The 23,726-nt window shown below is 64.2% G+C and carries 26 protein-coding genes; 15 read left to right on the top strand and 11 right to left on the bottom strand.

The features are described 5' to 3' along the window. The first annotated feature begins 60 nt into the window (after positions 1-60). The 3 genes from FFS37_RS13195 to FFS37_RS13185 all read left to right on the top strand — a co-directional run bounded on the left by FFS37_RS13195 (position 61) and on the right by FFS37_RS13185 (position 2,622). A complete protein-coding gene (locus FFS37_RS13195) occupies positions 61-822 on the top strand; it encodes a GGDEF domain-containing protein (protein WP_137931391.1) in 762 nt (253 codons plus the stop codon). A 181-nt stretch (positions 823-1,003) separates the two neighbouring features. Further along, positions 1,004-1,186 carry a hypothetical protein gene (locus tag FFS37_RS13190; RefSeq protein WP_137931390.1) on the top strand — a complete coding sequence of 61 codons (183 nt, stop codon included), beginning with the start codon at positions 1,004-1,006 and terminating at the stop codon, positions 1,184-1,186. Then, positions 1,183-2,622, top strand: a complete 1,440-nt coding sequence (locus FFS37_RS13185; protein ID WP_137931389.1) for a GMC oxidoreductase — start codon at positions 1,183-1,185, stop codon at positions 2,620-2,622. Before FFS37_RS13190 ends, FFS37_RS13185 begins: the two co-directional genes overlap by 4 nt. Positions 2,623-2,661: 39 nt before the next feature. Here the strand turns inward: FFS37_RS13185 and FFS37_RS13180 are convergent, their stop codons facing one another. Next, a complete protein-coding gene (locus tag FFS37_RS13180) occupies positions 2,662-3,873 on the bottom strand; it encodes an FAD-dependent oxidoreductase (RefSeq protein ID WP_137931388.1) in 1,212 nt (403 codons plus the stop codon). A gap of 2 nt (positions 3,874-3,875) precedes the next feature. Next, positions 3,876-4,043 (bottom strand): hypothetical protein, encoded by a 168-nt coding sequence (locus FFS37_RS35755; protein ID WP_171026267.1) that lies wholly within the window; start codon positions 4,041-4,043, stop codon positions 3,876-3,878. A gap of 95 nt (positions 4,044-4,138) precedes the next feature. Here FFS37_RS35755 and FFS37_RS13175 point away from each other — a divergent pair, with 95 nt between their 5' ends. After that, positions 4,139-4,636, top strand: coding sequence for a MarR family winged helix-turn-helix transcriptional regulator (locus tag FFS37_RS13175; protein WP_137931387.1), 498 nt, complete (start codon positions 4,139-4,141; stop codon positions 4,634-4,636). 51 nt (positions 4,637-4,687) lie between these two features. Here FFS37_RS13175 and FFS37_RS13170 read toward each other — a convergent pair whose 3' ends face one another. Continuing rightward, entirely contained in the window at positions 4,688-5,320 is a 633-nt protein-coding gene (locus FFS37_RS13170; RefSeq protein ID WP_137931386.1) for a TetR/AcrR family transcriptional regulator, read from the bottom strand. Positions 5,321-5,422: 102 nt separating this feature from the next. On the opposite strand from FFS37_RS13170, the gene FFS37_RS13165 reads away from it, so the two are divergent. Further along, a complete protein-coding gene (locus FFS37_RS13165) occupies positions 5,423-5,827 on the top strand; it encodes a VOC family protein (protein WP_137931385.1) in 405 nt (134 codons plus the stop codon). 117 nt (positions 5,828-5,944) lie between these two features. Here FFS37_RS13165 and phhA read toward each other — a convergent pair whose 3' ends face one another. Beyond that, positions 5,945-6,781 carry a phenylalanine 4-monooxygenase gene (gene phhA / locus FFS37_RS13160; RefSeq protein ID WP_137931384.1) on the bottom strand — a complete coding sequence of 279 codons (837 nt, stop codon included), beginning with the start codon at positions 6,779-6,781 and terminating at the stop codon, positions 5,945-5,947. A 138-nt stretch (positions 6,782-6,919) separates the two neighbouring features. Here phhA and FFS37_RS13155 point away from each other — a divergent pair, with 138 nt between their 5' ends. Both FFS37_RS13155 and bchE read left to right on the top strand, forming a co-directional pair. After that, positions 6,920-7,396: an Lrp/AsnC family transcriptional regulator gene (locus FFS37_RS13155; protein WP_023810775.1), complete on the top strand. Its 477-nt coding sequence runs from the start codon at positions 6,920-6,922 to the stop codon at positions 7,394-7,396. 110 nt (positions 7,397-7,506) lie between these two features. Next, positions 7,507-9,075 (top strand): magnesium-protoporphyrin IX monomethyl ester anaerobic oxidative cyclase, encoded by a 1,569-nt coding sequence (bchE, locus tag FFS37_RS13150; RefSeq protein WP_137931383.1) that lies wholly within the window; start codon positions 7,507-7,509, stop codon positions 9,073-9,075. A gap of 7 nt (positions 9,076-9,082) precedes the next feature. Here the strand turns inward: bchE and argB are convergent, their stop codons facing one another. Together argB and FFS37_RS13140 are read right to left on the bottom strand one after the other, a co-directional pair. Continuing rightward, the gene (gene argB, locus FFS37_RS13145; RefSeq protein WP_137931382.1) at positions 9,083-9,976 is read right to left on the bottom strand and encodes an acetylglutamate kinase; all 894 of its coding nucleotides are present in this window, start codon (positions 9,974-9,976) and stop codon (positions 9,083-9,085) included. Positions 9,977-10,134: 158 nt separating this feature from the next. Continuing rightward, positions 10,135-11,634, bottom strand: coding sequence for an amidase (locus tag FFS37_RS13140; RefSeq protein WP_137931381.1), 1,500 nt, complete (start codon positions 11,632-11,634; stop codon positions 10,135-10,137). Between the two features lie 144 nt (positions 11,635-11,778). On the opposite strand from FFS37_RS13140, the gene FFS37_RS13135 reads away from it, so the two are divergent. From FFS37_RS13135 to msrB, 4 genes are all read left to right on the top strand, one after another. Continuing rightward, positions 11,779-12,318 (top strand): sigma-70 family RNA polymerase sigma factor, encoded by a 540-nt coding sequence (locus tag FFS37_RS13135; RefSeq protein WP_027040874.1) that lies wholly within the window; start codon positions 11,779-11,781, stop codon positions 12,316-12,318. After that, the gene (locus tag FFS37_RS13130; RefSeq protein WP_137931534.1) at positions 12,315-13,037 is read left to right on the top strand and encodes an anti-sigma factor; all 723 of its coding nucleotides are present in this window, start codon (positions 12,315-12,317) and stop codon (positions 13,035-13,037) included. The genes FFS37_RS13135 and FFS37_RS13130 overlap by 4 nt, the downstream gene beginning before the upstream one ends. Positions 13,038-13,262: 225 nt before the next feature. Then, positions 13,263-13,820: a fasciclin domain-containing protein gene (locus tag FFS37_RS13125; protein ID WP_137931380.1), complete on the top strand. Its 558-nt coding sequence runs from the start codon at positions 13,263-13,265 to the stop codon at positions 13,818-13,820. A 219-nt stretch (positions 13,821-14,039) separates the two neighbouring features. Next, complete coding sequence (gene msrB, locus FFS37_RS13120; protein ID WP_137931379.1) at positions 14,040-14,543, top strand: peptide-methionine (R)-S-oxide reductase MsrB; 504 nt, start codon at positions 14,040-14,042, stop codon at positions 14,541-14,543. A 119-nt stretch (positions 14,544-14,662) separates the two neighbouring features. On the opposite strand, the gene FFS37_RS13115 is transcribed toward msrB, so the two are convergent. Both FFS37_RS13115 and FFS37_RS13110 read right to left on the bottom strand, forming a co-directional pair. Further along, positions 14,663-16,267 carry a DHA2 family efflux MFS transporter permease subunit gene (locus tag FFS37_RS13115; RefSeq protein ID WP_137931378.1) on the bottom strand — a complete coding sequence of 535 codons (1,605 nt, stop codon included), beginning with the start codon at positions 16,265-16,267 and terminating at the stop codon, positions 14,663-14,665. 73 nt (positions 16,268-16,340) lie between these two features. Then, the gene (locus FFS37_RS13110; protein WP_137931377.1) at positions 16,341-17,531 is read right to left on the bottom strand and encodes an HlyD family secretion protein; all 1,191 of its coding nucleotides are present in this window, start codon (positions 17,529-17,531) and stop codon (positions 16,341-16,343) included. Between the two features lie 127 nt (positions 17,532-17,658). Here FFS37_RS13110 and FFS37_RS13105 point away from each other — a divergent pair, with 127 nt between their 5' ends. Continuing rightward, positions 17,659-18,393 carry a TetR/AcrR family transcriptional regulator gene (locus FFS37_RS13105; RefSeq protein WP_137931376.1) on the top strand — a complete coding sequence of 245 codons (735 nt, stop codon included), beginning with the start codon at positions 17,659-17,661 and terminating at the stop codon, positions 18,391-18,393. A 40-nt stretch (positions 18,394-18,433) separates the two neighbouring features. Here FFS37_RS13105 and yihA read toward each other — a convergent pair whose 3' ends face one another. The 3 genes from yihA to FFS37_RS13090 all read right to left on the bottom strand — a co-directional run bounded on the left by yihA (position 18,434) and on the right by FFS37_RS13090 (position 20,222). Continuing rightward, on the bottom strand, positions 18,434-19,093 hold the full coding sequence (yihA, locus tag FFS37_RS13100) for a ribosome biogenesis GTP-binding protein YihA/YsxC (RefSeq protein ID WP_137931375.1): 660 nt from the start codon (positions 19,091-19,093) through the stop codon (positions 18,434-18,436). Next, complete coding sequence (locus tag FFS37_RS13095; RefSeq protein ID WP_137931374.1) at positions 19,090-19,728, bottom strand: CatB-related O-acetyltransferase; 639 nt, start codon at positions 19,726-19,728, stop codon at positions 19,090-19,092. The genes yihA and FFS37_RS13095 overlap by 4 nt, the downstream gene beginning before the upstream one ends. Positions 19,729-19,847: 119 nt before the next feature. Further along, on the bottom strand, positions 19,848-20,222 hold the full coding sequence (locus FFS37_RS13090; RefSeq protein ID WP_232375642.1) for a hypothetical protein: 375 nt from the start codon (positions 20,220-20,222) through the stop codon (positions 19,848-19,850). A gap of 116 nt (positions 20,223-20,338) precedes the next feature. On the opposite strand from FFS37_RS13090, the gene FFS37_RS13085 reads away from it, so the two are divergent. The 3 genes from FFS37_RS13085 to FFS37_RS13075 are packed head-to-tail and all read left to right on the top strand — an operon-like array spanning position 20,339 to position 23,638. Beyond that, on the top strand, positions 20,339-20,803 hold the full coding sequence (locus tag FFS37_RS13085; RefSeq protein WP_137931373.1) for a MarR family winged helix-turn-helix transcriptional regulator: 465 nt from the start codon (positions 20,339-20,341) through the stop codon (positions 20,801-20,803). Continuing rightward, complete coding sequence (locus FFS37_RS13080; RefSeq protein WP_137931372.1) at positions 20,796-22,094, top strand: HlyD family secretion protein; 1,299 nt, start codon at positions 20,796-20,798, stop codon at positions 22,092-22,094. The genes FFS37_RS13085 and FFS37_RS13080 overlap by 8 nt, the downstream gene beginning before the upstream one ends. Beyond that, positions 22,091-23,638, top strand: coding sequence for a DHA2 family efflux MFS transporter permease subunit (locus FFS37_RS13075; RefSeq protein WP_137931371.1), 1,548 nt, complete (start codon positions 22,091-22,093; stop codon positions 23,636-23,638). The genes FFS37_RS13080 and FFS37_RS13075 overlap by 4 nt, the downstream gene beginning before the upstream one ends. The last annotated feature ends 88 nt before the right edge of the window (positions 23,639-23,726 follow it).

The following is a 23,726-nucleotide window of genomic DNA, read 5'->3' as shown; positions in this document are numbered from 1 at the left end:
TCCGGGAAAGGTCGCCTTCAGGGCTTGCTGGCACACAGACAGTCCTGTGGGGAGCCAGCGATGAACGTCGTAATTCTGAAATCCGCCGCCATCGCTTTCGCATCCGTCGCCGCCTCTCTCCTGCTGACGCTGATCATCGTCCCGGCCATGGGCTTTCCCGTCACCCGCACGATCTGGCTGACCTCGACGCTCTGTCCGCTGGCGCTCGCCTGGGTGGCCTGCATCAGCACGTTCTGGCAAAGTGACAGGTTGAAAAACGCGCATCGCGAGCTCGCCCGGGCGCACGCGCAGCTCGCCGCCGCGCACCGCCGCCTTGCGGAAAAGGCGAGCCGCGACGACATGACCGGCATGCTCAACCGGGAGAGCTTCTTCGCCGCGCTCGACGGCTCGCGGCGAAAGTCCGACCGCGGCGCCCTGCTGATCATCGACGCCGACCACTTCAAGACGATCAACGACAATTTCGGCCACCTTACCGGCGACGACGCGCTGCTGTTGATCGCCAGCGCCATCGAGCGCGGCATACGCCATGGCGACGTGCTCGGCCGCATCGGCGGCGAGGAGTTCGGCGCCTTCCTGGTCGGCGCCACCGAACAAGAGGCCAAGCGCGTGGCCGAGCGCATCCGCCGCGAGGTCGAACTGATCCGCTTCCGGCCCGTCGACGAGCGGACCGTTCCCCTGACCGTCAGCATCGGCGGCACCGTTTGCGGCGAGGAAAGCAACGTTTCCGAGCTGATGCGCGCCGCCGACCGGCGCCTCTACCAAGCCAAGCATGCAGGCCGCAACCTGTCGATCCTCGATACCGACATCTCGGCTGCCGCGTGAGAACGCGGCCCTGTGGCCGCCGTTAAGAGAATTCTAACCGTGTTCGCATCCGGGCGCGCCATCGGCGGGTTTGAAAGGGCCTTGTGGCCAGATCTGGCACGAAACCGGCATCTCCACCGGTGCATGTCCCGTTCAGAGAAAACGCGCGTGAATTGTCGAGGCCCCCATCGAGAGACCAGTCATGAGTTTCTTCCGGAAAATGTCACGCCGCACGCTGGTGCGTGCGATGATCGCACTGCCTGCCCTGTCCCTGTTGCGTAAGCTGCCCGATGCCAATGCCGGCGAAACCGGACGGTCCCACGCCGACCCCGATGAGATCGTCGAGGTCAATGGCTGGATCCTGAAGCGGAGCGACCTGGCATGATCTTCGACAGCTACGAGGCTTATCGCGCCGCCGGCTTCAGGCCCAAGGTCTGCATCCTCGGTTCCGGCCCCGCCGGCACCACCATTGCCCGCAAGCTCGGTGCGGCCGGCATACCGGTCGTGGTGCTGGAGGCGGGCTCCAGGGAGTTCAGCGACGAGTCGCAGGATTTCTACCGGGGCACCACGGTCGGCGATTTCTATTTCGACCTGGACATCACCCGGCTGCGCTATTTGGGCGGCAGTTCCAACCATTGGGCAGGCTGGTGCCGCGTGCTCGACAAGCAGGATTTCGAACCGAAGGCCTGGGCGCCCGATACCGGCTGGCCGATCCGCCGCGCCGACATCGAGCCGTATCTGCCCGAGGTGCACGACATCCTCGAACTTCCCGATTTCCGGCCTGACGTGCCGGTCTCGGACGACATACGCTGGGTGCAGCTGATCAAGAGCCCGGCGGTGCGCTTCGGCGAGAAATATGCCGACGAGCTCGACAAGAGCAGAAACATCGCCGTCGTCCTCAACACCTACGCCACCGAACTCGCCGGCGACGGCAAACGGGTAACGGGCGCCCGGCTGTGGTCGAACGGCCAGGACGCCGGCACATTCAGCGCCGACTATTTCATCGTCTGCACCGGCGGTCTGGAGAATTCGCGGCTGCTTTTGTGGTCGAACCAGCGCTCCAATGGCGGCGTGGTGCCGAACGCGGCAGCCCTTGGCCGCTATTGGATGGAGCATCCGACCTTCGAAGGCGGCAATGCCATCCTCGCCAACTACAGCGAGTTCGAGGTCGATGCCGTGAACGAGGCCTTCTTCTCGCCGACGCTGGCGGCCATGGAGCGCCTGCAGATCATGAATTTCGGCATCCGGCTCATCGAGACGCCCTATGCCGGCGTCAAGCGTGTCATCGCCGATCTCGCCTGCACGGCGCCCGACATGGCCGAATGGGCCGCTTACCAGCTCAGCCAGAACCTGCGTTGCGCCGCGCAGCTCTATGTCGCCTGGGAGCAGGCGCCGCTGGCCTCCAACCAGATCGAGCTGTCGAAGACCGATGTCGACCATGCCGGCGTGCCGCGCATCGAGCTGCACTGGAAGAAATCGGACCTGGAGCGGCGCACGCTGGTCGAAGGCCTCAAGCTGTTCGGCACCACGCTGATCGAGAAGGATCTCGGCCGTGTCCGCCTCATGGACTGGATTGCCAATGGCGAGGACTATCCGACCAACGAGGAAACCGCCGGCCACCACCATATGGGCGGCACGCGCATGGGCACCGACGTGACCAGGAGCGTGGTGGACGCCAACTGCAAGGTGCACGGCATGGACAATCTCTATGTCGGCGGCTCCTCGGTGTTCTGTACCTCGGGCCAGGCCAATCCGACGACGACGATCACCGCGCTGGCCTGCCGGCTCGGGGACCATCTGAGCAAGGTGGTCTCGGTCTGACGACATGACGGGCCGCGCCCGCCTGTGGCGCGGCCCCGGTCAGATCGATGGCTTTTCGAGCGGTGCCAGGTCAGCCCGGTAACGCGTCACGGCGCGCGTGGTGCGTGAACCCAGGCGGATGAAGAACGGCAGCACCAGGTCGCGCAGGAACAGGGTGACGCGGCCTTTTGTCTGCTTCTGCGCGCCGATGCGCCTGGAGATTCTGACGATGTGCTCGACACGATCCTGGCGCAGAGCCTGAAACGCGGCGAAAGCCTGCGCCGGCAACGGTGTCGCGTCGAGACACGCGGCCAGCACCACGGCGTCCTCGATGGCCATCGACGCCCCTTGGCCGGCATGCGGCGAGACGGCATGCGCGGCATCGCCCAGCAGGACCACCCGGCCGCTGTGCCATTGCGGCAGATGCCGCATGTCGAAGACGGGATAGCCGCGCGGAATGTGGGTGAAGGTCTCGACGATCCGGCGAACCGCCGGGGGATCGCCGGCGTGCAGGCGGCGAACGGTCATGGCGAGCTGGACGGGATCGGGCTTTGCCATTGCCGCTGCCTCGTCGAGCGGAAAGGAATCGAACCAGAACACCGGCCCGTTATCCGATTTGATGTAGCCGAAGAAAGCCTGGTCGCCGAACACCATGTGCATCAGGCCATTGGTCGGCTCGACAAAGGGCAGGTCGACGACACCGCCAACGCCGGTCAAGCCGGTATAGACGGGATCGGGAGAGGCCGGGAAACAGAGCCGGCGAACGCGCGACCAGACACCATCGCAGCCGGCGAGCCAGGCCGCATCGACCGTGGCGCCGTTGCCGAAGGCCAGGCGCACGCTTTCGGCCTGGTTGTCTATCCCGGTGAGCGCGTGGCCAAAGCGGATGTCGGCACCAAGCGCCAGGGCTTCGTCAAGCAGCGCGTTGAGCAGGTCGGAGCGCTTGAGCGTGACGCTCTCGGCGCCGGCTTCTCGCATCGACCGCCGCTCATCGAGATGGACGAGACGGCGGCCGGCGGCATTCATGATCTCGAAGCCGAGCGTGCGGATGCCAAGCGCGCCGATGCGGTCGGCAAGGCCGAGCGCCCGCAAGGCATTGATGCCGTTGGGCGCCAAGGTGAGGAATGCGCCTTCGCTCAGCGCCTCTCGCGGCCTTGCCTCGAACAGGCTGACGCCGAGACCCTGCCGGCGCAGCATGACGGCAAGGGCGAGCCCTGCTACGCCGGCGCCGATGATGGCGACCGGCAATGCCCCGGTGGCGGCGGTGGCCATCGTCAGAAGCCGTAGATGGCGATGCGCACCAGCACGGCCGCCGCGGCGAGCGCCACCAGCAGGATGCCGAGGCCGATGGGGGAACCCCAGCCATACCACTCCATCGCCAGCTTGGCGTATTTGAATTCTTCCTCGTGCGAAAGCGGGACACGCTGTTGAGTGAGGCTCATTTTTCACGTCCTTGTCGGCGGCACGCTCTTGCCTTGTCGACGCCAGCGCCGCATATTGTTCAGATAGTCTAAATGTTAGACGGATTGATAGTTAGATGATCGAAATAAATTCGTCAAGCGGATATCGCGACGAAATGACGACCGCCATCGGTCTGGCCGTCATGCAATGGCAGGACGCGACGCAGGCCTATGACGAGGCGGTGGGGGCAAGGCTCGGGCTGAACATGGCGGAGCGCCATTGCATCGGACTGCTCTATGGCGGCCCGCAATCGGCCGGCGCGATCGCCACCGCGACAGGCCTGACGCCGGCCGCGGTGACGGCGCTGATCGACCGGCTGGAGGCGCGGGGCCTGCTGACGCGCACGCGCAGCCTGGAGGACAGGCGCAAGGTGGTGATCGAGGCGACCGAGGCGACGCGGGAGCTGTCGGCGCGCTACTACGGCGCCATAGCGCAGGAAGGAGAAAAGGTGATCGCGACCTTCAGCGACACCGAGCTCGCCACCATATCACGCTTCGTCAAAGCCGCGCTCGATCTGCAGCGCGCCCAGCTTGAGCGGCTGAAGGCCGAGGGGTCGGACACATCAGGGCGATAGGCCGGTGCCATGCGCTCGCGGCTTTGCCGCGAGGGCCGGCAGGGAGCGTGACTATTTCTGCCGGACCCCATAGGCGACAAGAAACGCCTCCACCGAGGCATCCGCGTGCCGTTCAAGTTCGGCCCTGGAGCGCGGGTTGCTTCCCGTGAACATAGCTTCGTTCATGGGAATCCAAAGAAGCATTCCAAAAAGATGGCTGGCCGCCAAGTGTGGGTCACTGGCTTGCATCAGGCCTCGATCGGTGAGCTTTTGAAAGCAGGACGCCATCGAGGCAAGCATGCGCTCAAAGCCTTTTTCGTACCAGCTGCGGCCAAGCTGCGGCATTCGATCCGCGTTGGCGATAATCAGGCGCCGCAGCTTCAACAGCTCTTCATCCATGAGAACAGCTATCAAACGCCGGGCAAGCTGTTGCAGGCCACCTTCCATGAACTTCGCTTCGGAAAGCAGCGTCGTCACGGACTCGATGATATCGTTGACCTGGGTCGCGGTTGACAGAACAACTTCGCCAAACAGCGTCTCCTTGTCCTTGAAATGCTTGTAGACGGTCTGCTTGGAAGCGCCCGCCCTGGTGGCGATTTCTTCCATGCTGGTTCCATCATAGCCCTTGCCGATAAACGCCGCCGTGGCCGCCTGGATGATTTCACGATCCTTGCGTGCCGATCTGGTCTCACCGTCGATTTCCATGGGCGCCCCTAACCAGTACTAGACGGTACCGTTCCCGTATGATAGTCACCCTGACAGTACTAGACTGGCTAGTACCCGTCAACAAAAGCAGGGCTTAAACCGATGAGCAAAATGATCTTCATCAATCTACCGGTGCGCGATCTGCAGGCAGCGACCACTTTCTATCTCGCGATCGGGGGCACACTGAATCCGCAGTTCTCGAACGACCAGGCGAGTTCGATCATGTTCTCCGACGCCATCGGGGTCATGTTGCTGACGCACCAGCACTACAGCCAGTTCACGGCGCGGCAGATCGGCGACCCCAGGCGTGACAGCCAGATGCTGATCGCCCTCACCACGGACAGCAAGGACGAGGTCAATGCCATAATCGAGAAGGGCGTGGCGGCAGGCGGCCGCGCCGATCCCAATCCGGCGCAGGATCTCGGCTTCATGTTCAACCGCCATATCGAAGACCCGGACGGCAACGTCTGGGAGCTCCTGTGGATGAACCCCGCCGCCATGCAATAGCCGGTCGCGTCAAACCAAAAGCGCGTCGCATTGGAGAGGCCTGATGCGACGCGCCCCAGGTCTTGTTCTTATAAATGCCGCTTTCCCAAAGCCGAGATCACTTCAGGGCGACATCCATCAGACCGTGGCCGGATCGAGAGCCGGCTGGCCTTTGCGGCGGGCGACGATCGCCGCGAAATCCGCGCTCTGGAAGGCATCGCGCAAAGCATCGAAAGACGGCAGCACGAAATAGGCGCGCTGGAACTTGTCGATCTCGTAGCCAGTGCGCATCACCGTTTCCAGATCGAAGGGCACATGATGCGCGTCCTTGCTCTCCACCGCGAACTGCAGTTCGGTGAAGGACGACATCAGCCCGGCGCCGAAGGCCTTCAGCGGCTGGCCTGCCTCCTGCATGAGACCGTATTCGGCGGTGTACCAATAAAGCCGGGTGATCATCTCGTCGCCGCCGAGGGCGATGATGTCTCCGGCCTTCTTGCCGTACATCTGCATGAAGTCGGCGAAGACCGGCTGCGACAGCACCGGCACATGGCCGAAGAAATCGTGGAACATGTCCGGCTCGACGATATAGTCGAGCTCCTGCTTCGTGCGCAGCCAGTTGGTGACCGGGAAGCGGCGGTTGGCGAGATGGTCGAAGAACGGGGCGGCCGGAATGAGCCCCGGCACGGCAACGATCTCCCAGCCGGTCAGCTTGCGCAGCCTGGCGCTGACGTCCTCGAAATCGGGAATGCGGTCGAGCAGGCCGAGTTTTTCGACACCGTCGAGATAGGAGTGGTGGGCGAGCTTGCGCGTCAGCTTGGTCTGGCGGTCGCACAAAGTGCGCCACACCGCCTGTTCCTCGGCGCTATAGTCGTAGCCCTGCGCCACGGTGAAATCGGCACGGCAGACCGAATAGTCGCCGCGCAGCCCTTGCGCCGCGCAGTCGCGGGCATATTCGGCAACGCTCATCGTCGTCATGGTTCTTCTCCTCGCAAATCATCAGGGCTGACGTGCGCGGAGCGTAACCGGATTTGCCGAGGCGATTTGGTTTTGATGATGGCCCGCCTGCAAGATTCGAGATAACATTCACTCACAACTCTCATCCGAGGAGTGAAAATGCCTCAATTCGACGATTTCGAGATCAAGATGCTCGATGTGCTGCAACGCGATGGACGCAAGCCCGTCTCCGAACTGGCGCAGGAGATCGGCCTGTCGACCACGCCCTGCGCGCGGCGCTTCGAGGCGTTGCAGGATGCCGGCATCATCAAGGGGTTCGCCGCCGTCATCAGCCGCCGTGCCGTCGGCTTGATGGTCGAGGTGTTCATACAGGTTCGCCTCGTCAGCCACAGCGACGGCTCGCCCGAAAGCTTCATTGCGGCGGTGCAGCGCATGGACGAGGTGTCGTCATGCTGGACGATGACCGGCGACCACGACTTCCTGCTGCATGTCATGGTGCCGTCGGTCGACGAGCTCAACGCCTTCGTCATGCACAGGCTGATGCGGCTCGACGGCGTGCGCGACGTCCACACACAGCTCGTGCTGCAGAACATCAAGGGACCTGGCCACGTGCCGCTGGCGCATCTCAGGCGGTGAGCGTACCGGCCGTTCCTGCGGAAAAGCTGCACGCGAACTGCTGAAACAGGCCAATCGACCGGCGTTATCGCCGGCCAGCATGCGCGGACCAACCCTCGAGGAGGTTCGCCATGAAAATCGTGCTGATCAACCCGCCGCATACCGCCATCGGCAGCCGTGTGCCCGACGATCACCTGCCGCCGCTCGGGCTGTTATCGATCGGCGGCCCGCTGATCGATGCCGGCCATGACGTGCGGCTCGTGGACGCCGAGTTCGGGCCGATGCCGCTCGATATGGCGGTCGCGCAAGCGCTGGAGGGCTGCCCGGATTTCGTGCTGATCGGCCATTCCGGATCGACCTCGGCGCATCCCACCGCCCTGCTGATCGCGGCGATGATCAAGGCGCGCGAACCGGCGACGATCATCATCTATGGCGGCGTCTTCCCGACCTACCACTGGCGAGACATCCTGGCCGGAACCGATGTCTTCGACTTCATCGTGCGCGGCGAGGGCGAGGCGACCGTCGTCGCTCTGGTCGAGGCGCTGGAGATGCGACAGCCGCCGGCGAGCGTGACCGGCATCGCCTTTCGCGACGATCTCGGCTGTCCCGTCGCGACACAGCCGGCCATGACCATCGCCGAACTGGACGCCTATCGCGTCGGCTGGGAGTTGATCGATCCCAGGAGATACAGTTACTGGGGCGGCAAGCGCGCCGTGGTCATGCAGTTTTCGCGCGGCTGTCCGCATCTGTGCAACTATTGCGGCCAGCGCGGTTTCTGGACGCGCTGGCGGCATCGCGATCCCGTGAAATTCGCCGGGGAGATCGCCTGGCTGCACCGCGAGCACGGTGTCGAACTGATCAACCTCGCCGACGAGAACCCGACGGTGTCGAAGAAGGCCTGGCGCGCCTTTCTCGATGCCCTGATCGCCGAGGACGTGCCGGTGCTGATCGTCGGCTCGACACGGGCCGACGACATCGTGCGCGATGCCGACATCCTCCACCTCTACAGAAAGGCGGGCGTCATCCGCTGGCTGCTCGGCATGGAGAACACCGACGAGCAGACGCTTCAATTGATCCGCAAGGGCGGCAGCACCTCGTCCGACCGCGAGGCGATAAGGCTGCTGCGCAAGCACGGTATCCTGTCCATGGCGACCTGGGTGGCCGGCTTCGAGGATGAAGGGTTTCGCGATCTGTGGCGCGGCTTTCGCCAGCTCCTCGCCTATGATCCCGACCAGATCCAGGCGCTCTATGTAACGCCGCATCGCTGGACGCCGTTCTTCCGGATCGCTGGGGAGCGCAAGGTGATCCAGAAGGACGCCCGGCTCTGGGACTACAAGCACCAGGTGCTGCACATGACCAGGCTGAAGCCCTGGATGCTGTTCTTCGCGGTCAAGCTCATCGAGCTTGCGGTGCAGTCGCGGCCCAGGGCGCTGGCGCGCATCCTGTTCCACCCCGACCCCGAACAGCGGCACTCCATGCGCTGGTACACGAAGATGGGACGAAGGGTCTGGTTCCGGGAGGTCTGGGGCTTCCTGGCCCGCGACGTCAGGGTGAAGGATGGGCCGACGCTCGCCGAATTCTGGGGCGCGCCGCAGGACACCGAGGAGGAGTCCATGGTTTTCCAGCGCCCGGCGCGCAAGCCACTCTCACCGGCTCCGACAGTCCGGGACGTATCCGGCCAGAAAAGATTAGCCGGCTGATCGCCGCTCAGGGGACGATCAGCGTGCCGGCGCCGTGTTCGGTGAACAGTTCGAGCAGCACCGAATGCGGCGTCTTGCCGTTGAGGATGACGACACCCTCGACGCCGCGCTCGATCGCCTCGATGCAGGTCTCGACCTTGGGGATCATGCCGCCCGAGACGGTGCCGTCCTTGATCAGCGCCCTGGCCTCGGCGACGGTCAGCTCGTCGATCAGCTTCTTGTTCTTGTCGAGCACGCCGGGCACGTCGGTCAGGAACAAAAGGCGCGAGGCCTTGCAAGCGCCAGCAATGGCACCCGCAAACGTGTCGGCGTTGATGTTGTAGGTGTGGCCGTCTCGGCCGGGCGCCACTGGCGCCAGCACCGGTATCATTTCGGAGCGCGCGAGCAGATCGAGCAGCGTGCGGTCGACCTCGACCGGCTCGCCGACGAAACCGAGATCGAGCACGCGCTCGATGTTGGAGTCGGGATCGATCATGGTCTTGCGGGCCTTTTCCGCGAAGACCATGTTGCCGTCCTTGCCGCACAGCCCGATCGCCCATTCGCCCTCGGCGTTGATCAGCGCCACGATCTCCTTGTTGATCGAACCGGCGAGAACCATCTCGACGATCTCGACCGTCTTCTGGTCGGTGACACGCAGGCCGCCCTCGAACTTGGATTCGATGCCCATCTTGGCCAGCATGGCGCCGATCTGCGGCCCGCCGCCATGGACGACGATCGGGTTGACGCCGGACTGTTTCAGAAGCGCGATGTCGCGGGCGAAGGCCTTGCCCAGCTCGATGTCGCCCATGGCGTGGCCGCCATATTTCACCACGACGGTCTTGTGCTCGTAGCGCTGCATGTAAGGCAGCGCCCGTGACAGCAGGGCGGCCTGCATTTCGGCGGTGGCGGTTATCTCCGTCATCGGGGCGGTTCCCTGGCTTTTGGTTTATGCATGTCGTTGCCCCAAACCGCTGGGCACTTTGGGGCGACATGCATCAGGTAAAGACGGCGGCGTCTTAGCGGGAATTGGCGCGGGCCGCAAATGGCATTGCTGTCATATTCGAACCGCTCACGGCCTCGTCATCGCAAAGGAACCATGAAGGGCGCCCTGCGGCCGAGCCATCCCGAAAGCTTTTCCATCTGCGCGGCGAAAGACAAAAGCGTCTCCTCGTCGCCCGGGCGGCCGGCGGCCTGGACGCCGAGCGGCAGGCCGGCATCGGTGACGTGGACCGGCAGCGCGATAGACGGCTGGCCGCTGACATTGTGGATCGCGGGCCAAGGAGTGAACCAGAGGCTTTTGTCCATCAGCTGGCCGAACAAGGATTTCACTTTCAGCAAGGGCGTCAGATGAAGCTTGTCGAGCAGATTCTCGATCAGCTCGTCGGCGCCCTTCGGATCCATTGCGCCGCAGGCGAGCGGCGGGTGTGCGATAACAGGCATCAGCACGGCATCGTATTGCGCGGTTTCCGCGATCATCCGCCGCGAAGCGGCGTGCATTCGCTGCAGGCCGGCATAGGTGTCGCCGGCCGAGACCATTTCGCCCAACCGGCCCAGCACCCGCGTGGCGCGTTCGATGTCGCCGGCAACGGAACGGCCAACACGCAACGCTTCCGCCCGCAGCGTGCCAGCGACCGCCGAAGCAATCGTCCTGCAGAAATCGGCGAAGAAGTCGCGCCCGATGAAAGGCAGGTCGATCTCCTCGACCGTATGGCCACCCTCGCGGGCGAGCGCCACAGCCGTGTCGAGCGCGGCGAGCGTCTCGGCCGAGACCGGCAGGCCAAGCGGCGATTTGCTGTAGACGGCGAGCCTGAGCCTGCCGGGATCGCGCGCCGCGGCGGCGGCAAATGAGCCTTTCGGCGCGGGCGCGGCGTAAGGAGCCAACGCATCGGGACCGTGGGTCAGATCGAGCAGCAGCGCGCAATCACGCACCGAGCGGGTGACGGCGTGATCGACCACCATGCCATACCAGCCTTCGCTGACCAGGGGCGACAGCGGAACGCGGCCGCGCGAGGTCTTCAGGCCGACAAGCCCGCTGCAGGCGGACGGAACGCGGATGGAACCGCCGCCATCGGAGGCGTGCGCCACCGGCACGACGCCGGCGGCGACAAGGGCGGCCGCGCCGCCGGATGAGCCGCCGGTGGTATGGCCGGTGTTCCAGGGATTGCGGGTGACGCCGAAGGCCTTCGATTCGGTCATCAGCCGCAGCCCATGCTCGGGCGATGTGGAGGTTGCGATGGGGATCAGCCCGGCCGCCAAGTAGCGTTCGGCCAGCACCGAACTGACATCCGGCACCCAGGCGGGAATGCGGCTGCCGCCATGCACGGGCACGCCCTTGATGGCGATGCCGAGGTCCTTGACGGCGAAAGGAACGCCGGCCAGCGGCAGCGAGCGGTCCATCGTCCTTGCCCGAGCCCGTGCCGCCTCGTAGAGCGGCTCGGCCGTGGCATTGATCTCAGGCCTCGTGGCCTCGGCGCGAGCGATCGCCGCGTCGGTCAGTTCGACGGGGGACAACTCACCCTTGCGCACCAGATCGGCGAGGCCGGTTGCGTCCTGTTCCCAGAGGATCCGTTCGACCGACATCAGCGCTCTCCGTTGGTATCGGCGAAGCTAGCCAGCGGCCATCCTCTTGGCAAATGGCGAGCGACCACGGACGCTTCCAAGCTTAGGCGTGCACAAGGCGATTTCCGCCGTTGCAAATACATTGCAATACCCTAATTTGCCTGCATGACGCCGCAGGACATCACCAAGCTGATCGTCCGGACTTCGATGAAGGATCGGGCCGCGTTCGATCTGCTGTACAGGCAGACCAGCGCGAAACTTTTCGGCGTCTGCCTTCGTGTATTGAACGACCGGGGAGATGCGGAAGAAGCCTTGCAGGAAGTCTTCGTCAAGATATGGACGAAGGCGGACCGTTTTGCTGTTTCCGATCTCAGTCCGATCTCCTGGCTGGTGGCGATCGCGCGCAATCACGCGATCGATCGCATCAGGGCGCGGCGCAAGCCGGCCGCCGACATCGATGCCGCGCTCGACGTGGCCGATCCGGCGCCGGGACCTGAAGCGATGGTGGTGGCGGGCGATGAGTCCGAACGCATCCACCATTGCCTCGACGAACTGGAAAAGGACCGGGCGGCGGCCGTCCGGGGCGCTTATCTCAAGGGCGAAAGTTATGCCGAACTGGCGGAACGCCACGGCGTGCCGTTGAACACGATGCGTACGTGGCTGCGCCGCAGCCTCATGAAACTCAGAGAATGTCTGGAAAGATGACGCTGGCAGAGGAAAACGGACCGGAACGTGGAGGCGACGACCTGTTCGCCGCCGAATACGTTCTGGGCGTGCTGCCGACGGACGAACGGCAGATCGCATCCAGGCGCATCGACACCGAGACCGGTTTCGCGCGGCTTGTCGATGGCTGGGAGGTTCACCTCTCGCCGCTGGCCGCAGGCTATCCGGAAATCGAGCCGCCGGCCACGGTAAAGCCCGCGATCGACCGCCGGTTGTTTTCATCCACCACGGCCGCTCCCGCCGGGCAGCGCGCCGGCCTGTGGTCCAGTCTCGCCTTCTGGCGCGGTCTCGCGGCTGCAGCCGTCGCGGCCCTCGCGATCTACATTGCCGTGCCCTACCTCAACCCGCCGGCCGTGCTGCCGCAGACGCGCCTTGTCGCTTCGCTGGCGGCCGATGGCAGCGATGTCAAATATCTCGCCGTCTACGATGCCGCGCATCACGAGGTTGCCCTGTCGCATGTTTCGGGCGAGCGCGCATCCGGCAAGGACTTCGAGCTCTGGATGATCGAAGGCAAGAACGCGCCGGTCTCGATGGGCGTCATCCCGGCAGGATCGACCGCGCGGATCGTCGTCTCGCCGGCGGCGCAGCAGAAACTGGCCCAGGGCGCCGTCCTGGCCGTCAGTCTCGAGCCGGCCGGCGGCTCGCCGACAGGCCAGCCCACCGGACCGGTTGTCGCCGCCGGCGATCTGAAGAGCATCTGAGCGCCCCGCCACACGCTAAATTACCCACAGAACAGATAAAGTATATCTGCGAGTGCATATGCTCGTATGAAACATACGCCGGCAAACCGTATCACGACAAACGAAATCGCCTTAGTGGATAAATAAAATACAAATCGGCGATATGTTCTGAAACTCACGCATTCGTGTTCCGTATCTTGTCCGTCCCCGAAGATGGGAAGAGAAAAACCCGAGGAGTCTGACATTATGCGCAAGTTCGCCACCCTTTTGCTCGCCGGTACGATCGCTGTCTCCGCGCTTGCCACGGCTGCCTATGCCGAAAACCCGATGGTCGGCGGTGCCGCCATGTATGCCAACAAGAACATCGTCGAGAATGCCGTCAACTCGAAGGACCACACGACGCTGGTGGCCGCGGTCAAGGCGGCAGGCCTGGTCGAGACCTTGCAGGGTCCTGGTCCGTTCACCGTCTTCGCGCCGACCAACGAGGCCTTTGCCGCACTGCCGGCCGGAACGGTCGACACGCTGCTCAAGCCCGAGAACAAGGACAAGCTGGTCAAGATCCTGACCTGCCATGTCATCGGCGCCAAGGCGATGGCCGCCGATGTCGCCGCGATGGCCAAGGCCGACGGCGGCACGCACAAGGTCAAGACGGTCGGCGGCTGCGAGCTGTCGCTGAAGGCCGATGGCGGCAAGGTCACGGTCACCGACGAGAACGGCAATGTCGCCAATGTGACGATCGCCGATGTCGAGCAGTCCAACGGCGTCATCCACGTCATCGACAAGGTCCTGCTCCCGAAGATGTGATAAGGCTGAAGGCGTAACAAAGCGCTTGCCGCATCCGAACCTGCAGCAAGAGCTCTGTCGGTTGCCTGGTCCCGCTCCCCGTGAACTTGCAATCGACACGCATGCTCCGCGCCGTCCATGGGGGACGGCGCGGAGCATCGTTTCAGGGCCACCGTCACCGGCTTTTGATTTTCGGGTGGCGGTCTGGTTTGGCAAAAGAGACGACAGGAGGAACCGGTTATGAACCGTCGTGACTTGCTTTTGAGCGGGGCCGCCGCGATCGGCGTTGTCGGGGCCGCCGCAATGATAATGCGCATGGGCGGCCCGCAGCCGGCGCAGGCCGCCGAAAAATTCGAGATCACCAAGACCGACGACGAGTGGAAGGCCATTCTGTCGCCGGCCGCCTTCGACGTGCTGCGCAAGGAGGGCACGGAATATCCCGGCACGAGCCCGCTGCTTAACGAACACCGCAAGGGCATATTCGCCTGCGCCGGATGCGATCTGCCGGTCTATCCCTCGGAGACGAAGTTCGATTCCGGCACCGGCTGGCCGAGTTTCTGGCAGGAGATCGCCAACGGCATCGGCAAGACCGAGGACCGCTCGCTGGGAATGACCCGCACCGAAGTGCATTGCCGTCGCTGCGGTGGCCATCTCGGCCACGTCTTCGACGATGGTCCGGCGCCTACCGGGCTGCGCCACTGCATCAACGGCGTGGCACTGACCTTCAAGCCCGCTACGGCCTGACAGCCTTAATCCCAATGAAAAACTCCGGGCCTTGCGGCCCGGAGTTTTTTGCGCGGTCAGCCTTTTTCGGGCGTGGACTGGAGGAGCTTCCCGAAACCGCTGCCCACGTATCCTTCGGATCAGTGGCCGCCGCCTCCGCCACCGGCTGGCGCTCCCGGCTTCTTGATCAGCATGGTGAAGAATCCCAGCGTGCCGAACAGCACGGTCAACAGGTAGAACACGTCCATGAAGGACAGCAGCGCCGCCTGCTGCTGGACCATGCCCGACAGCTTGGAGATGGCGGCGCTCGTGGCATCGAGACCGGTGGTCTGCTCGAAGTTCAACGTCATGTTCTGGAGCTTGGTCTGCGCGGCGGCGCTGCCCCACTGCACGTGCTCGGCGAGCCGGGCGTAGTGGAAGGCATTGCGGTCGATCAGCACCGTGTTGATGAGCGCCAGGCCAACGGCACCGCCGAGGTTGCGGGTGAGGTTGAACAGGCCCGACGCATTCTTCAACCGGTCGGGCGGCAGCGTGCCGAGCGCGATGTTGTTGATCGGCACCATGCACAGCATCATCGAACAGCCGCGCAGGATCTGCGGGATCAGCAACTCGTAGAAATCCCAGTCGGCGGTCAGATGCGTCATCCACCAGGTTCCGGTGGCGAAGCCGAACAGGCCGATCATCATCATCAGCCGCAGGTCCATCTTGCTCGACAGGATGCCCGAGATCGGCGCGGTGAGGAACATGGCCAGGCCGCTGACGAACAGCGCCTCGCCGATCATCATGGAATCGTAGCCGCGGATGCGCCCGAGGAACACCGGATAGAGATAGGTGAGGCCGTAGAGGCCGATGCCGATGACAAAGGAAAACAACGACCCGAAGGCGAAGTTGATGTTGCTGAAGGCCCTGAGGTCGACGATCGGCTCCTCGGCGGTGAAGACACGCCAGAAGAACAGCACCGCACCGACGGTCATGACGACGGCGCAGATGAACACGGCCTGATCCTGCAGCCAGTCATTGTTCGGGCCTTCCTCGAGCACATACTCCATGCAGCCCAGGAAGGCAGCCATGCCGGCAAGGCCCCACCAGTCGAACTTGTTGAACAGCTTGAGATTGGGCTTGTCGAAGTCGATCAGCGACCAGGCGGCGGTCGCCACCAGGATACCGGGCACGACATTGATCAGGAACAGCCAGTGCCATGAAAAGGCGTGGCTGATGTAGCCGCCGACCGTCGGGCCGATGGTCGGCGCCAGGGTCGCGACAAGGCCGATCATCGGCGAGACGACGGCGCGCTTCGAAGGCGGAAAAATGGTGAAGGCGGCGGCGAAGACGCTGGGGATCATGCCGCCACCGATGAAACCCTGGACGGCGCGGTAGACGATCATCTGGTCGATGTTGGTCGCCGTCGCGGCCAAAGCGGACGCGGCGGTGAAGCCGGCGGCGGCGATGGTGAACAACACGCGCGTGGAGAGCATCCGGCTGAGGAAGCCCGACAGCGGGATCATCACCACCTCGGCGATCAGATAGGCCGTCTGCACCCAGGGAATTTCATCCGAGCTGGCGCTGAGGCCGGCCTGGATCTCGGCCAGCGAGGCTGAGACAATCTGGATGTCCAGGATGGCCATGAACATGCCGAAAACCATCGCCAGGAAGGCGATGACGCGCCGGGTCGAGATCGTGTCCGGCGCGGCCGGCATCGCCGGCGCCTTGGGCGGCGATCCTGCTGTTATGGTGGCGGTTGCCATTTCATCGGCCTCCCTGAGGCAGGCTGGGCGGCACGGTGCTCAATCAGCCACCGCGCCGCCCCCCTTGAAACGCTTAGTTGCTCGTGGCGGCAGGCGCGGTGCGGCTGTCGACGGCGACGACGACGCTGAGACCCGCGCGCAGCTTGCCGGTCTTCAGCGCATCGGCCGGAACGTCGATGCGGACCGGGACGCGCTGCACCACCTTGGTGAAGTTGCCGGTGGCGTTTTCGGGCGGCAGCAGCGAGAACACCGCGCCCGAGGCCGGCGCCAGCGAGGAAACGGTTCCCTGGATGGGCTTGCCGTCGATGGCATCGACCGAGATGTCGACCTTTTCGCCAGGAACCAGCCGGGCAAGCTGCGTCTCCTTGAAGTTGGCGACGATGTAGAGCTTGTCCATCGGCACGACGACGGCGAGCTTCTGGCCGGGGCTGACGAGGTCGCCCTGCTCGACCGAACGGTTGCCGACGACACCATCGTAGGGCGCCTTGAGCACCGTGAAGGCGAGGTCGCGGGCAGCCTTGTCGCGGTTGAGCTGCAAAGAAGCCAGCGTGCTGGCGGATTCGGCGCGCTGGGCCTCGAGCACGCCGATATTGGCCTGCGCGGCGGCGATCTGGGCGTCGGCTCCGACGAGCGCGGCATTGGCCTGGTCGAGCGCCGTCTGGGCGTCGTCGAGCTGCGCCTGCGTGCCGACATGCGTCTTTACCAGCTGTGCCGCGCGCTGCTGGGCGCGGGCGGCATTGTCGGCCGCTGCCTGGTCGGCGACCTTCAGGGCCTGCGCCTGCTTCAGCGAAGCCTCCGCCGCCTTGGTCTGCGCGTCGATGCGGTCGAGCGTCTTCGCCAGCGTAGCGATCTGCGCCTCGGCCTGGGCGACGGCGATCTTGTAGTCGCCGGAATCGATGGTCAGCAGCGGATCGCCCGCCTTGACCTGCTGGTTCTCGCTGACCAGCACCTGGTCGACATAGCCGGAAATTTTTGGCGAGACGAACGCCATGTCGGCCTGGACATAGGCGTCGTCGGTCGAGATCATGAAGCGGCCAGTGGTCCAGTAGTCATAACCATACCAGGCAGCGCCGCCGAGCAAGGCAAGGCCGATGATCGGCAACAGGAAGGAGCGAACGGAACGCTTCTTCTTTGCCGGCGCCTCAGCCGCGGGCGGCGGCGCGACGACCGGCTGCACGGGAATCTCCGGCGCTTCCGTCGCCGGTGCGACCTTGGCGTTGGGGAAGGGGCGGACTTCTGCGGTGGTTGGCGCGTTCGAGGACATGACATCTCTCTAAAATTATAATACTGAACCGTTCGGTTCGATCCGGGCGTTGACATAGCGCGGAAAGAAGCCCATATCAAGAGCAATCGAACCGGTTGGTTCGAATTATTTTCGAGGTGTGACTTTCATGGCCGAGACGACGCCTGACACTGAAACCGACAAATGCAACGACTTGCTGGAGAGCCTGCGCCGCGGCCGCCCCGCGGCCGGACAGGACCCGGCCAAGCGCAGCCAGATCATCGACGGCGCCCGCCGCGTCTTCATCGACAAGGGCTTCGAGGCCGCCTCGATGAACGACATCACCCGCGAGGCCGGCGTGTCGAAGGGCACGATCTATGTCTACTTCGCCAACAAGGAAGAGCTGTTCGAAGCGCTGATCGAGGAAGAGCGCGGCACCATCTTCAAGAACATGTACGACATGCTGGACCGCGCCGACGACCTGCGCCAGACGCTGGTGAAGTTCGGCAAGGTGCTGTCCATGAAGATCACCTCGGCCAAGGTCATCCAGGCACAGCGCACGGTGATCGGCGCCTCCGACAGGATCCCCGACATGGGAGCCCGGTTTTACGAGCGCGGCCCGAAACGCGGCCACGACAAGGTGGTGACGTTCCTCAACGCCGCCATTGAACGCGGCATGCTGAAGATCGACGATGTCGATCTCGCCGCCTACCAGTTTACCGAACTTTGCCTGGCCGGCCTGTTCCGGCAGTGCATCTTCGCCTATCGCACCAAGGCTCCGACCCAGGACGAGATCGATCACATCGTGAGGTCGGGCGTCGACATGTTCCTGAAGGCCTACGGCACCGAAGCGCTCGCGGAGGAAGAACGCCACCAGATGATCGCGCTGGAGGCGAAGGCGTAGGCCTGGCTGGTCGAGGCCAGTTCAGCGCCGATGGCTGAATTCACCCGCCGTTGGCCGCCAGCACGATCGCGGCCCGCAACTCTTCGAGGCCATTGGCTTTTTCCGACGACGTCGCCAGGACGAAGGGAAACGCCGCCGGTCGCTTCTTGATCTTGGCCAGCGTCTCCTCGATCAGCCTCGGCACGCCGGCGGCCTTGATCTTGTCGGTCTTGGTCAGCACGATCTGGTAGGACACGGCCGCCTTGTCGAGCAGCGACAGCACTTCGTCGTCCTTGGCCTTGATGCCGTGACGGGCATCGATCAGCACATAGACGCGCTTCAGCGTGACGCGGCCCTTCAGATAGTCGAAGACCAGCTTCGTCCAATCGTCGACCTTTTCCTTGGGCGCGCTGGCGTAGCCGTAGCCCGGCATGTCGACCAGCGCCATCGGCGGCAGGTCGGCGCCCTCGCCCGAAAACCCGCCGGGCACGAAATAGTTGAGTTCCTGCGTCCGGCCGGGCGTGTTCGATGTGCGGGCAAGGCCGTTCTGGCCGACCAGCGCGTTGATGAGTGACGACTTGCCGACATTGGAACGACCGGCAAAGGCTATCTCCGGCGGTCCTTCCGGCGGCAGGAACTTCATGGCCGGCACGCCGCGGATGAAGATCCATCCGCGCGTGAAGAGATCGGTGCCGATCGCGGTGCTGTTGGGAACGTTCAAACTGCTGCCTCCAGAAGAGAGATGTCGGCGCCCCTGATGGCATCGAGATTGCGGCCTATCTTGTCCACCGGCCAGTCCCACCACGCAAGCGCCAGCAGCCGCCTGACCGTCCTGTCGTCGAAACGCGTCTTGACCACCTTGGCCGCGTTGCCGGCGACGATCGCGTAGGGCGGCACGTCGTGCGTCACCACCGATTTGGCGGCGACGATGGCGCCATGGCCGATCTCCACGCCCGGCAGGATCACCGCCTCCATGCCGATCCAGACATCATTGCCGACCACCGTGTCGCCGCGGACCTCCTTCGACCATGTCGCGGGATCAAAACCCTTCTCCCAGCCATGGCCGAAAATGTTGAACGGATAGGTCGAAAAGCCCGACATGGCGTGGTTGGCGCCGTTCATGATGAAGCGCGCGCCTTCGGCGATGGCGCAGAACTTGCCGATGACGAGCCTGTCGCCGATGAATTCATAATGATGCAGCACGCATTTTTCAGCGAATTTGTCCGGTCCATCCGGATCGTCATAATAGGTGAAATCGCCGATCTCGATATTCGGAGCGGTGACCAGCGGCTTCAGGAAGCCGACGCGCGGGTGCATCGGGATCGGGTGCTTGATGCCGGAGTTGGGTCCATCCATGTCGGTTCGTCCGAAAGTTGGTCGACAGGCGCATCCGTAACGGAGCTCCAGGTCAAAATAACGTGATCCGCCCTATAGCACCAATCGGCCGGTGAGCGAGCCTTTCCAGGCCGGCAAGCTCATTTGTTGCCGCGGCAGATCACGATCGGATTGGACAGCGCACTGTCGAACCCGCTGCCCTGATAGACCTGAACATTCGACGCTCCCGGCGGCAGCATGAAGGTGCCTTCGACGACCTTCTGATCTCCCGCAACCGTATGCAGATCCCAGCTAAACGTGCAGAATTGCGGCGGTGCCTTGGGTTCGACATGGCTGCAGTTGAGCTGCGCGCCACCCAGCATGGCAGCACCGCCGCAGCTGACGGCATCCTTCGCCACCGCCACGGCCGGGCATCCCGCGAGGGCGGTGACGACCGCGATCCTGATCCAGTTCATCGTCGAAATCCTTGCCGGCGGATAGACGCCCCGGGCCGCCTTCGCGGTGCCGTGGCCCATGCGATTTTTCGCCCATGCGACTTAAGCCGTCTTGCGCAAGCCGTCCAGCGGGATTATGTGCATGATGATAATAAGCATGCTCACGAAAAGTTGCTCCCAGATCCCGATCTCCCGCAATGCCCTCCTCCCCAAATATCAGCTTCGTGCTGCACGACGTCGCGCGCCTGCTTAGAAAGCGGTTCGAGCAAAGATCGCGCGCATCGGGACTGACCCGGGCCCAATGGCAGGCACTGGCCTATCTTGCGCTGCATGAAGGCATCCATCAGAACAAGCTCGCCGACCTGATCGAGATCATGCCGATCACGCTTGCCAGGCTGCTCGACAAGATGGAGGCGCGCGGCCTCATCGAACGCCGGCCCGACCCCGCCGACCGCAGGGCCTGGCTGCTTTACCTGACCCCGAAGGCCTATCCGCTGCTCGAGATCATGCGCGGCAATGGCAGCAAGACACGCGACGAGGCCTTCGCCGGCCTTTCGTCCGAAACACAGCAGCACCTGCTGCAGACCCTAAGCCTCATCAAATCCAATCTGCTCGCGGCCTGCACCCAGCCAGCCGTCGACCGGGAGAACATCCATGTCTGAATCAACCTCACCAAGAAAGCCCGGCGAGGACATTGCCGGCGAAAGAGCCAGCGACCAGGTCATCCGGCTGGACAGCGAACGCGAGCAGCGGCGGGCCAATGTCGTCATCGACAAGGACGAGCTGGAAACGCCGGTGGCGCCCGAGCCCGCGGGGCTCGAAGCCCCCACCAGGGAACCGCAGCCACTGCCGCCCCCCGCCGCCGTCGCCGCTCCCGCCGCGGCCCCGAGCAAGCCGAAGCGCAGTCTGGCGCGGCCGTTGCTGTTCGCCCTGCTTCCCGTCGCGCTGGTTGTCGGCGGCTACTACTATGTCATCGGCGGCCAGGTGATGACGACCGACAACGCCTACATCCAGGCCCAGTCGCTCGGCGTCTCCACGGATGTTTCCGGCACGGTGCAGGAAATCGACGTGCACGAGAACCAGGCGGTGAAGAAGGGCGACGTGCTGTTTCGCCTGCGGCCGGCCTCGTTCGAAACCGCTCTCGCGGCCGCCCAGGCCCAGCTCGGCACGGTGCGCAACCAGGTGCTGACCTTGCAGGCCAGCTACCAGCAGTCGCTGTCGCAGATCGAGCAGGCTGAGGCCGACATTCCCTATTACGAAGCCGCCTTCCAGCGGCAGCAGGACCTGCTCAAAACGTCGACCGCATCGAAGGCGACGTTCGACAGCGCCCAGCACGATCTTGTCGCCGCGCGCCAGAAAGTGTCCGTCGCCAAGGCACAGGCGCAGGCGATGCTGGCCCAGCTCGGCGGCGACGCCGACCAGCCGGTGGAGAAGAACCCGTTCTACCTGCAGGCGCAGTCGGGCGTCGACGATGCGCAGCGCAACCTTGCCGATTCCGTGGTCAAGGCGCCGTTCGACGGCATCGTGACCAATGTCGACGCCTTGCAGGTCGGCAAGTATCTGCCGGCCTCGCAACCGGCCTTCAGCCTGGTTTCGTCGACCGATCTATGGATCGCGGCGGAGCCGAAGGAAACCGAGCTCACCTATGTGCGGCCGGGACAGACGGCGACGATCAGCGTCGACACCTATCCCGGCGCCGTCTGGCACGGCACGGTTGCCTCGATCAGCCCCGCGTCCTCGTCGAGCTTCTCGCTGCTGCCGGCGCAGAACACCACCGGCAACTGGGTCAAGGTGGTGCAGCGCATCCCGATGCGCGTGACCATCGAGGACCCCGCGGGCAAGCCGCCGCTGCGCGGCGGCATGAGCGTCGTGGTCGACGTCGACACCGGACATGCGCGCGGTCTGCCGGACTTCATCACCAACCTCGTCAAGCGATTCGAGCAAAAGTCATGACCAGCGCGTCCGCGACAGGTGCCACAGCGGTGGTCGCCAATCGCGGCGCCATCACCGCCTGCGTGATCCTGGCCGTCATCATGCAGGCGCTGGACACCACCATCGCCAATGTCGCGCTGCCCTATATCCAGGGCAGCGTCTCGGCCAGCGCCGACCAGATCAACTGGGTGCTGACCTCCTACATCGTGGCGGCGGCGGTGATGACGCCTCCATCGGGCTACCTGGCCAATCGCTTCGGCCGCAAGCGCATCCTGTTGACCTCGATCACCGGCTTCGTCGTCGCCTCGGTGCTGTGCGGCTTCGCGCAATCGCTGCCGCAGATCGTCGGCTTCCGCCTGCTGCAAGGGCTGTTCGGCGCGGCGCTCGTGCCGCTGTCGCAGAGCATCCTGCTCGACATCTACAGTGTCGAGGAACGCGGCTCGGCGATGGCTTTGTTCGGCGTCTCGGTGATGGTCGGACCGGTGCTGGGGCCGGTCATCGGCGGCTGGCTGACGGAAAACGTCAGCTGGCGCTGGGTGTTCTACATCAACGTGCCGATCGGCGCGCTGGCTTTCGCCGGCGTGTCGCTTTACGTGCTGGAAACGAAGCTCGACTTCAAGGCGCGGCTGGACTGGCTGGGTTTCGGCATGCTCAGCATCACCATCGCGGCACTGCAGATGTTCCTCGATCGCGGCGAACAGCTCAACTGGTTCTCCTCATCCGAGATCATCGTCGAGGCGCTGATCTGCGCGTCGGCCTTCTACATCTTCCTCGTCCACACCTTCACCGCCAAGAACACCTTCGTGAATCCGCGGCTGTTCCTTGACCGGAATTTCGCTGTCGGCATGGTCTTCATCTTCATCATCGGCATCACCTATCTGGCCTCGCTGGCGCTGATGACGCCCTATCTGCAGACGCTGATGGGCTACCCGGTGGTGACGGCGGGCATCGTCATGGGCCCGCGCGGCCTCGGCACGATGGCCTGCATGTTCCTGGTCGGCAGGCTGGTCGGCAAGGTCGATACGCGCTGGCTGCTGCTGACCGGTCTGCTGGTCACCGCCTGGGCGATGTACGACATGACCGGCTGGACGCCCGATGTCTCGCAATGGACGATCATCTCAACCGGCTTCATCCAGGGCGCCGGGCTCGGCTTCCTGTTCGTGCCGCTAACCACCATAACCTTCGCCACGCTGGCGCCCGAGCGGCGCGCGGAAGGCACCGGGCTCTACAATCTGTCGCGCAACATCGGCTCCAGCGTCGGCATATCGGTGGTCACCGCGCTGCTGACGCAGAACGTGCAGATCAACCACGCCAACATCGCGGCCTATGTCACGCCCTTCAACCAGGCGTTTCACGATCCGGCGATCGCGCAGGCATTTAATCCCTACACCGCCGCCGGCCGCGCCGCGCTGGACGGCGTGGTGACGCTCCAGGCGACAATCATCAGCTACATGAACGACTTCAAGCTGATGATGATCCTGTCGCTGGCGGCGATCCCGCTGGTGCTGCTGCTGCGCAAGCCGGGCACGCCCGCCAAGGTCGACCACAGCGCCGTCATGGAGTGATGTACGGGCCGGGGCGGGAGCCCGGTCGAAGTACACATAAGGAAACCGGGGCCCTGTGAGGGACTACAGGACCCCGGCCTCGCCGGTA

The sequence above is a fragment of the Mesorhizobium comanense genome (assembly GCF_005503535.1).
GTDB lineage: Bacteria > Pseudomonadota > Alphaproteobacteria > Rhizobiales > Rhizobiaceae > Mesorhizobium > Mesorhizobium comanense.
This window is presented reverse-complemented; position numbering and strand designations above follow the sequence as displayed.